A 9,046-nucleotide genomic window follows, 5' to 3' on the forward strand; every position below is an offset into this window, starting at 1 on the left:
TCTCCCGACAGGCGCTTCCAGCGACCTTCCTCGACGAGGAACTCCCCGCGCCCCACGTAGGACGCCGTGTCGGAGGCGGGGAACCTCCGACGCGACAACAAGGGGGCGTAGTACCCCGCATCCCGAATCGTGAGGGTGAAGTCGATGATGGCCACGGTCCTCCCGGCGGCATCGCGCTCGAGCGCCGTCAGCCGCGCCTGGTCGAAGCGCTCACGCACGCCATGCCACTCGAATCCCATCGCTCCAATCAGGTCCATGCTGAGCGCCCACGTGTCACCCACGGCGACAGGCCTGGCGGGCAGCTCGAACAGGAGCGCCACCAGGTTGTGCTGCTCCTGGGGCAGGTGTCGGGTGATGACTCCCAGGTCCATCAGCGACGACTGGGCCAGCACCGTCCCCGCTACCGGAGGCACGAGCGCCTTCGCGCGACGGGCATCCTTGCTCGACGCGCGCTCCGGCGAGGTGAGAAGGGGATGAGTCATTCCCCTCCTTTCAAATCGTCTGGCATGCCCACGCCTGGGAGAAGCCTGTCAGCGTCCAGGAGGGGACGTCCGTCCGGAGCGCTGCGCGGCAGCGTGCGGCGGATGCGACGAATCCCTCGTGCACACCTCACGCGGCGCTCGCGCGGAGACTCGACCCATGAGCGGACCCACGATTCCGGGAAGGCGGCACAGAGGCGTTCCCGAAGGCTACGAGAAGGACGACAACCGGCCGGACGTGTTCGACCCGGCGCTGAAGCAGCACCCCTTGGCCTTCATCAAGGGGCACCCCCGATTCGAGGACGCCGAGGAAGAGGCCCGCTTCCGGGCCGCGCGCGCCCGGATTCTCCGGCGGTGCCTCGCGGGCATCGGCCGCGCCCCCGTGGGGGACCGGGTCGTCGCGCGCGGCAGCGTGGTCCTGGAGCTGTGGTACGGCGAGCAGGCCCGGCCCGCGAAGGACATCGACCTGGTCGTCACCCCCGAGACGGTGCTCCCCGAATCGAGCGCGGGACGACACCTCCTCGCGGGGTTGACCCGGGCCGTCACGGAGGCGCTGCGACTCGAAGGCACGGACCTGGACCCGGCGGCCATCCCGGTCGACGGCATCTGGACGTATGAGCGCGCCGAAGGACGGAGGCTCACGTTTCCCTGGACCTGGGAGGGACGCGTCCGCGACGCGGTCCAGGTCGACGTCGTGTTCAACGAGCGGCTGCTCTCCTCTCCTCTCCCACTCGCGGTGGAGGACACGGAGGTCCGGGTCGCCACGCCGGCCGAGTCGCTCGCGTGGAAGCTCGTCTGGCTCGTCAGCGACATATGGCCCCAGGGCAAGGACCTCTACGACGCCGTCCTGCTCGCGGAGAACGTGAGTGTGTCCCTGGACTTCCTCGAGCGTGTGTTCACCGAGAAGCAGGGCGACTCGACCGAGTCTCTCAAGGCCGTGTGGCGCAATGAGGCGAGCCGCGCGGACTGGCCGAACTTCGCGCGGGAGTACCCCCGGCTGGCACAGGGAAGCCTCGAGGACTTCCTGGCACGACTGGAGCGAGCGCTCTCGTGGCCCCTCGGGCCCTCTCGATGAGCGGACAGGTCGGGCCCTCGACACACCGAGGGTCCGGCCCGCACTCGACTACGACTGCCCGGACGAAAGACAGCACGGGCCGGCTCCGGAGCTCACCGGTGCCGGCCCACATCTGTTCAGCAACTCCGGGCTACCCAGGCTGCGTCACGGGCTGCAGCAGAGCAGCGCGTGGGGCGCGCCACCGGAGACGTTGCGGGAGATCCCTCCGATGTACCGGCCGGGACCGCACTCGCCCTTCCAATTGCCGACGTCCCAGTCACCCGAGGTGGAGGACTCGCGTGAGTCCTGGCCGTCGAAGACGCGAGGGGTGCAGGAGTTGTGGGCGACGCTGCCAGGGCAGCAAAGCAACGCGGTGATTTCATGCACGGTGTTCTGGGCCACACCGGCGACGAACTCATTGGTGCCGCACTCCCCCTTGAAGTTGCCGGCATCCCAGTCGCCGGTGGCCGTGGTGCCGCGGCTGTCGGAGGCGGAGAAGTTCCGGGCGTAGCAGCCGGCGTGCGGGTAGCGCCAGGCGTCGTCGCCGCCGATGCGGCAGAGCGCGATGCGGCTGTACCGCGAGGTGGGGCCGAGGGACACACCCGTCAGCGGCTCACCGCTGGCGCACTCGGCCTTGAAGTCGCCGTAGGCCCAATCGCCGGTGGAGGCGGTGCGGCGCGCATCTGAGTTCTCGAAGTTCAACGACGCGTAGCCCTGCGCCGAATACAGGTAGGTCAGCGCGCTGAGGTCCCCGGAGGCGAACTCCCCCGTCTCGGCCGAGCGGAAGCAGGAGTTCATGAGCGAGCCGCCGAGGGTCGCCGTCGTCGGCGTGCCCGGGATGTGGATGGCGCCGACGCCCGCGTCACCTTCGTTGCCACCACTGCCGCAACTGATGGCGCGGTTGTAGTAGTCCGTGTGGCGGAAGCCGATGGTGTGGCCAAGCTCGTGCGTGATGACGTGCTCGATGACGTCGACGCTGTAAGCGGAAAGCCCGCCGCCGATGTTGATGGTGCCGTACGGCAGCCCGCCCGCGGGGAATCCCGCCGAGCCTCCGACGACACCAGGCTGGATGACCGCGTTGATGGTGAAGCTGCAGTCAGTGCTCGGCGTGCGCGCCATGGCGAAGCTGAGCGGCAGCTCGTCGTAGTTCTGGATGGCCAGGTCGAGTGCCGTGCTGAACGCGCCGGTGAACGTCGAGCCGTTGATGCAGATCTTCGTCACCGCCGTGCTGACGAGGTTCGTCGTGCGGTACTGCTCCTCGGTGCTGTTGTCCCGCGCGAGCATCTCGAGCGACGCGGCCAGTGAGACCTCGGCGTCTCGGCCGACGTACACCTTCCCGTCGACGACCATGATGTCATCGGCCGGAAACCCGGCCTCGACCAGGTTGTCGACAATCTCCTGCGTCGCATCGGGTTGTCCGGCACATCCGAACATCAACGCACTGCATCCCACTGCAATGACAAGACTCTTCGTGAACATGGATATTCCTTGGGTCGACCAGAAGGCCCCCGACCGTGAACGGTGTTGAGACTGGATTAGGTGTATCCGCTCGCGGGGTTGTCTCGCCCCGCAGGCGTCACTCCTTCCAGACAATCGAGCATAATACGCCTAAACAGTATTTCGTGTCGACAGAGGTGAATCGGCGGGACGGTGCAACCCCGTCGTGCGTCGCCGCGCCTCGTCGCGGTGCAGGCCTGCCTCTGTAGCGTTCCTTCGGGTGACCCGGGTCGTGCGGCACCAAGGCGCATGGGTCGATGTCGACGGCGTCATGCTTCGTGACCGAAACACGGCTTTCACAAAGTAAACACGTCTTTCCAGCATCACCGTGCTCATGCAGGATGGGTTTCACGCGGGGTGATTCACAGCACTCCGTGTTCCCCCCAAGCAGGAGTCATCCCATGAAGGCCTATTCTTCCGTCGCCGCCGCCGCGCTGCTCGTGTCCGTCCCCGCCCTGGCCGGACACAGCATCCAGTCCACCCATGGCCTGTACATCGGCGACAACGGAGCGACGTACCCGGCGACGGGCGTCAACATGAACATCAGCTGGAACGAGAGCACGTTCGCCGCGTATGCGAGCTTCAACGGCATTGCGAACGGCAACACCTACGCCTTCGACCTCGTGGGCTCGTCCGTCACGGCCGTCACGGCGTTCAACATCAACGGCCTGTGGAACATCCACCGCAACGGCGTGCTCATCTGCGGGGGCTGCACCGGCAGCGCCTACGGACTGAACGCGTCGGTGGGCAATGGCATCAAGTTCTACGACAGCACGTACAAGTTCCACTTCAGCGCCAACGTGGACGCGCGCCAGGACTCCTGACGCACGGCGGCTCTCCGCCACCTGGAGCGAGGGGGCCCGCCCTGCACGGCATCCCCCCCGCGGCGTGGGAGGTTCGTCTGGACGCCGGACGGTGGGGGCCTGTCGGCCTCACCTCAATTTCCCGTCAACACCAACAGGTTCGCGCGCACCGTCTGGCCTTCAGCGCCCTCGAAGGGCACGGGCTCACTGAAGCGATTGAGCACCTCGATGGCACCGGCCCCGGGCGGGACCCGCAGGACATAGGTCCCGTCCGTCGAGAGCGTCCCGAAGTGGTCCTCTCCATCGACTTGCGCGAGCACACCGCCCGACTCCAGGGTCAGGCCCCGGGCATCCCTCACCACGCCTTCCAGCGTGAGCCCGGGCGACAGACGCACATGCGCGATGTCGACACCCGCGGGGATGAGCCGCCGCGTCCTCGGCCACTCGTGATGTTGGATCTCCAGCAGGAAGGGCTCGTCGGGAACGCCCGAGAGATAGAGACTTCCATCCGGATAGGTGGCTCCGAAGCAGACATCCGGCGCGTCACGTCCAGGCAGCTCGGGCCATCTGCACCGCACCGTGGCCTCCCAGAGCCCCTTCCCGTTCGGTGCCTCCACGCGCCCCGTGAGCAGCCGCCCCATCCCCAGCTTGACGTTCCCGATGCGGACTGTCGCCCCGGCCCGAGACTCGAGCTTCCGGAGCGCGGGAGCGAACCCCTCCGCGGAGATGCTCACGAACAGGGGCTTGTTGCCTTCGGAGGGAAAGGACAAGGAGAAGCGCCCCTGCGCGTTCTTGAAGGACTGGTGCGCCACCTGGAAGGACGGGATGGGGCGGCCCCGAGCATCCACCACCCGGCCACTCACCCTGACCGCGTCGCGGACGCTCACCTCGCGCTTCGATACGAGCCGGACCGGCTCGGGCTGCTCATCCAGGACCTTCACCCGCTGCGACTCGTCATGGCCCTGCGCGTCCCCGAACACACTCGCCTCGCCCGGCGGAACGTGCTCGAACGCGAAGCTCCCGTTGCGCGACGTCGTCCGGCGAATCAGCAGCTTCGTCCCTTCTTTCAGCTCCAGGTTGAGCTCCGCGGACCCGTCCTGGATGGCCACGCCGCGCTCGTCGACGAGCCGGCCACGAAAGTGGCGAGCGCCCTGGAGGTCCAACGTGAGCGTCTGCGCTTCGCCCTCGAAGCGCAACTCACGGGAGACAGTCCGATACTCCTCCAGCATCGTGTCGAAGCTCAAGGACAGTTGGTACCTGCCGGGAACCATCCCATCGAAGCTCGCGATCCCTGCTTCATCCGGACGCCGAGCCCTGGAGGAGCTTCGGACGTCGCGGTGCCCGAGCGGACCGTCCACGTGCACCAGTGTCTGATGAATCAATCCCTTGGGGAGCACGACGGCAACAGTCAATCGCCCACCCGCGGGCACCACCCAGCGCACCTTCTGTGAGGGAATCACCACCTCGCCCAGCGCGGAGAGCCGGTCCTTGGGCTCGAACAGGAAGGAATAGCGGCCCCGCTCCAGCTCCGGCAGCGCGAAGGAGCCGTCGGCCTGCGTCTGGGCCGAGAGCGGCGGCGGCCAGAAACACGTCGAGGGGAAGCCCACTCGGCCGTAGTGCTTGAGGCGAATCCAGACGCCGACCACGGGCTTCCCATCGCTGTCGACGACCTCGCCCCGCAGCGTCTCCGAGCGCTCGAGGACCACGTCCAGCGGGGCCACCACCGAGACAGGGGTGATGTAGCGGGACACGTGCTCGGGAGCCTTCACCAGGACCGCGATGGGCGAGAACCCGGACACAGGCACCTCGAACCCGCCGTCCTCGCCGGTGAGCACCTCCTGGTACTTCAGCAGCCCGAGGCGCTCCTGGACTCCTGCTCGGACCCGAACGCCCTTCAGGGGAGTGCCGGCCGCCCCCCCGCGCACGCGGCCCTTCACGACCCGGGGCGGTGCCAACTCGATTCCCACGGAGCGCTCGCTGCCCGACAACATCTTCACGGTCTGGGTCCCCAGCTCGGATCCACGCGTCGCTGTCAGGACCCATGACTCGCTGGCCACGCCTCGGAACACGAAGTGGCCTCGCGCGTCGGTGCGCGTGCTCAGGACGTGCTCACGGAAGGTGGCTCGCACCTCCACGTCGGGCACCGGCCCCGAGGAGGAGACGACGAGCCCCTCGATGAAATAGGGGCCCTTGGCCGAGCGCTCCTCGGCCACCGCGGACGTCAGGAGCAGGACCGACAGGACCCACGACGCGTGCTGGAAAAGACGAAGGGGCATGCCACCTCCGTGGCCACTCTACCCTCGCCTGCCCATGGCGTCAGTCCACTGCGCGAACGAGCACGGCATTTCATCCAAGGGTCAGGTGCCGAGCCAGCGCCACGCGACTCCGTAACGATAAGTCACCGGAACGGGCCGCTCACCTCGAAGGTGATGCCGCCGCTGCTCTGCCCCGTGGTGCCGCGCTGCGAGCTGAAGTACAGCCTCCGCCCGTCCGGGCTGAACGCCGGGCCCGTGATTTCCGAGCTCGAGTGTCCCTCCAGCCGGATGAACGGCGCCACCACGCGGCTGGGGCCCGGGGTGATGATGCAGACCTCCAGATTTCCGCCGTCCTCGGCGACGAAGAGGTCTCCCGAGCGGGACACGGTGACGTTGTCCACGCCGGTCAGCGGCGAGCCCGCATAGAGGTTGTCGTCATAGATGACCTCCAGTCGTCCGCTGGCGGGCGTGTGGGCCCACACGCGGTTGTCGCCCTTGGTGGTGAAGTAGACGACGCCGCTGTCGAACCAGCAGCCCTCGCCGCCATTGAAGACCGTCGTCCTGGAGGCCACGGAGGACTGGCTCGACGCCGGGCTGGACGCGGCGCACGCCACCCACGTCAGCGTGGCCGTGCCAGCCATCGGGTCTCCCGTCACCTTCGCGGCCTCCAGCGTGCCGGCCGTGAGCGCGGGCCACGCGGACGGCGTGAAGCGGTAGAAGCGCCCGCTGGTGGTGTCCTCCGTGAGGTACAGCCTGCGGCCGTCCGGGTCCACCGCCACCGCCTCGTGCGAGAAGGTGCCCAGCGCTCCGCGCACCACGCCCTGGGACGACCGCGTCGGGTCGCACTCCCACACCCGGCCGCTGCCGTACTCCTCGCACGACAGCCACGTGCCCCACGGCGTGGGGCCTCCAGCGCAGTTGCTGCGAGTGCTGGACAGGATGCGGTACGCGCCAGTGACAGCGCCGGCTCCGTCGAAGCGCAGCGCGCTCGCGCCGCCCCCCGAGGACAGCTCGCTGTTGGACGTGTAGACCCAACCCCCATCGGAGAGCGAGAAGCAGGCGCCCCCGTCCGGCGCGGAATGCCACAGGTAGCCCGTGCTCACCACGGCCCGCCCCGAGCGCGCGAGGATGCGCGACGAGAACCCCGCCGGCAGCCTCACCCCATTGGCATCCGGTGAGCTGGACATCGCCCCGTACGGGCTCGGCCCCGGCTGCGCGGGCGCGGCATACGCCCCCTTCCAGAATCCAGGTCCCAGGCCCAGCGCCCCACCCCCCAGCGCGGAGAGACGAAGGAAGTCACGACGGTCCAATCGCATACAGCCTCCTCCTCGAGTTTCCTGAACGTGGCCTACAAACCCATGCAGTTGGCGTAGTACGTCACCGTGCCCGGCCAGTCGCTGAAGATGCCGATGACCCCCACGTGCCGGGCGAGCACGTCCACCGCCACGAGCATGTCGCCATCGTTGTTGATGGCCTGCTTGACGGACTGGAAGTAGAAGCCGCCGCCGTTCGCCAGCGGGCCGTCACGCTCCAGGGACCAGGCGATGATGTCCAGGCCCGCGGCCCTCGCCGCCCTGGCGTATGCGGACGGGATGATTCGCCCCTGCGCATCCAGCGTGAGCAGCACGTAGATGGGAGGCGCGATGACCTCCACGCCCGACGCGGCCAGCTCGTCCATGCTCGGCACCCAGGTGCTCGGGTCGTTTGGATCGAACCGGGTGCCCGGAATCTCGTAGCGCCCGTCCAGGTAGACGGCCTGCTTGCCAAACTGCGGCTCGCGCTGAATCCAGTACTTCACGTCGTCGAGGTTGAAGGACTGCGGCCACACCTGGCTCGGGTGGATGCGGGCCTGCTTGTACTCGTCCAGCATCTGCTGGGCGTAGGCTGCCTGCGTATAGGTGCCCTGGTACGGCATGGGGACACTCGGGGCCTTCAGCTCCGGAGTGAACTTCGTGCCCAGGCGCTTGAAGAGCTCGATGCTCTCCTTGTGGGACAGGACCGTGCCACACGCGGAATAGAGGTCCGTGCGCCAGGGCGCCGTTCCGTCCAGGTACTGCGCCACCGTGGCCGCCGAGGGGTTGGAGGCGTCCATCTTCCCGCACAGCTGCTTGAACTCTGCGAGCGTGATGTCGCTGGTGCAGCATTGCGCGGAGGCGGGCCTGCCGGTGGCGGGGTCCGCGGGCTGGAAGGGCTTCGTGCACTTCGCCGCCAGCGCGGGAATGGCGAGGATGTTCGTCGTGGTGTGCAGGTCGCACTGCGAATGCCGGCACACCAGCTGCCGGTCCTTCGTGAAGGTGACGTCACACTCGAGGATGCCCGCGCCCATGCGCGCGGCGGCCTCGTAGGACTCCTTCGTGTGCTCCGGGAACTGGAGCGGCGCGCCGCGGTGGCCGATGGAGAACTCCGTCCGGGAGAACGGCCCCTCCGGGCACTGCTGGAGCCTGCGCTTCAGGGGGCTCTCATCCATGTCCTCGACCAGGTAGTAGGGACGAGCGCCCACCTGGATGTTGAGTCGGCGCGGCGGCGCGTGCTCCGACCGGGACTCCTCGGCCGCTCGCGCCGTGAGCGGGTCGTCTCCTGCTGGGGCCACACCGGGAATCGTGATGCACGCAGTGAGCGTCGCCGCGAGGAGCGTCACCAACCTTCTGGGATACATGAGCTTGCCGGCTCCTTCATGGAATGCTGGGTATGCGGACTTGCGCAAGATGCACCTCCGTGCCGGACGGAAACGTCAAGGTTGAGCGACGATTCTCTCAAGAACATGCCACGAAGCGAGCCGAGCGGCGTCGCGCGGGGCCTCGGCCGGGAAACCAGGCCCACCCCGTTTGTCACAACGACTTGTCACAATGACTTGTCACGACGAGGTGTCATCAAGTGCTTCCGCACCCGGCGTGGGACCTGGCGAGTCCGCTGTGTCTGAAACGTTTCATCAGATGCCTCTGGACCGTGCCAAGGACA

7 protein-coding genes are annotated in these 9,046 nt (G+C 67.8%); 2 read left to right on the plus strand and 5 right to left on the minus strand.

Annotation, left to right across the window (positions count from 1 at the left end; genetic code table 11):
• Nucleotides 1–482 (minus strand): hypothetical protein (locus ACN469_RS09465; RefSeq protein ID WP_498766338.1); only part of this gene is annotated, 482 nt, incomplete at its 3' end.
• A gap of 157 nt (nt 483–639) precedes the next feature.
• Here ACN469_RS09465 and ACN469_RS09470 point away from each other — a divergent pair.
• A complete protein-coding gene (locus ACN469_RS09470) occupies nt 640–1,554 on the plus strand; it encodes a nucleotidyl transferase AbiEii/AbiGii toxin family protein (protein WP_498766340.1) in 915 nt (304 codons plus the stop codon).
• A 144-nt stretch (nt 1,555–1,698) separates the two neighbouring features.
• Here the strand turns inward: ACN469_RS09470 and ACN469_RS09475 are convergent, their stop codons facing one another.
• On the minus strand, nt 1,699–3,012 hold the full coding sequence (locus ACN469_RS09475) for a zinc-dependent metalloprotease (protein ID WP_498766342.1): 1,314 nt from the start codon (nt 3,010–3,012) through the stop codon (nt 1,699–1,701).
• 419 nt (nt 3,013–3,431) lie between these two features.
• Here ACN469_RS09475 and ACN469_RS09480 point away from each other — a divergent pair, with 419 nt between their 5' ends.
• On the plus strand, nt 3,432–3,854 hold the full coding sequence (locus ACN469_RS09480; RefSeq protein ID WP_498766344.1) for a hypothetical protein: 423 nt from the start codon (nt 3,432–3,434) through the stop codon (nt 3,852–3,854).
• 113 nt (nt 3,855–3,967) lie between these two features.
• Here ACN469_RS09480 and ACN469_RS09485 read toward each other — a convergent pair whose 3' ends face one another.
• The 3 genes from ACN469_RS09485 to ACN469_RS09495 form a co-directional block, all read right to left on the minus strand.
• Nucleotides 3,968–6,109: a hypothetical protein gene (locus tag ACN469_RS09485; RefSeq protein ID WP_498766346.1), complete on the minus strand. Its 2,142-nt coding sequence runs from the start codon at nt 6,107–6,109 to the stop codon at nt 3,968–3,970.
• Between the two features lie 122 nt (nt 6,110–6,231).
• Nucleotides 6,232–7,404, minus strand: coding sequence for an alkaline phosphatase PhoX (locus tag ACN469_RS09490; RefSeq protein ID WP_498766348.1), 1,173 nt, complete (start codon nt 7,402–7,404; stop codon nt 6,232–6,234).
• Between the two features lie 32 nt (nt 7,405–7,436).
• Complete coding sequence (locus tag ACN469_RS09495; protein WP_498766350.1) at nt 7,437–8,744, minus strand: glycerophosphodiester phosphodiesterase family protein; 1,308 nt, start codon at nt 8,742–8,744, stop codon at nt 7,437–7,439.
• Between the last annotated feature and the right edge of the window lie 302 nt (nt 8,745–9,046).

Origin of the sequence: Corallococcus terminator, assembly GCF_049194865.1 — a bacterium.
Taxonomy (GTDB): Bacteria; Myxococcota; Myxococcia; order Myxococcales; family Myxococcaceae; genus Myxococcus; species Myxococcus terminator_A.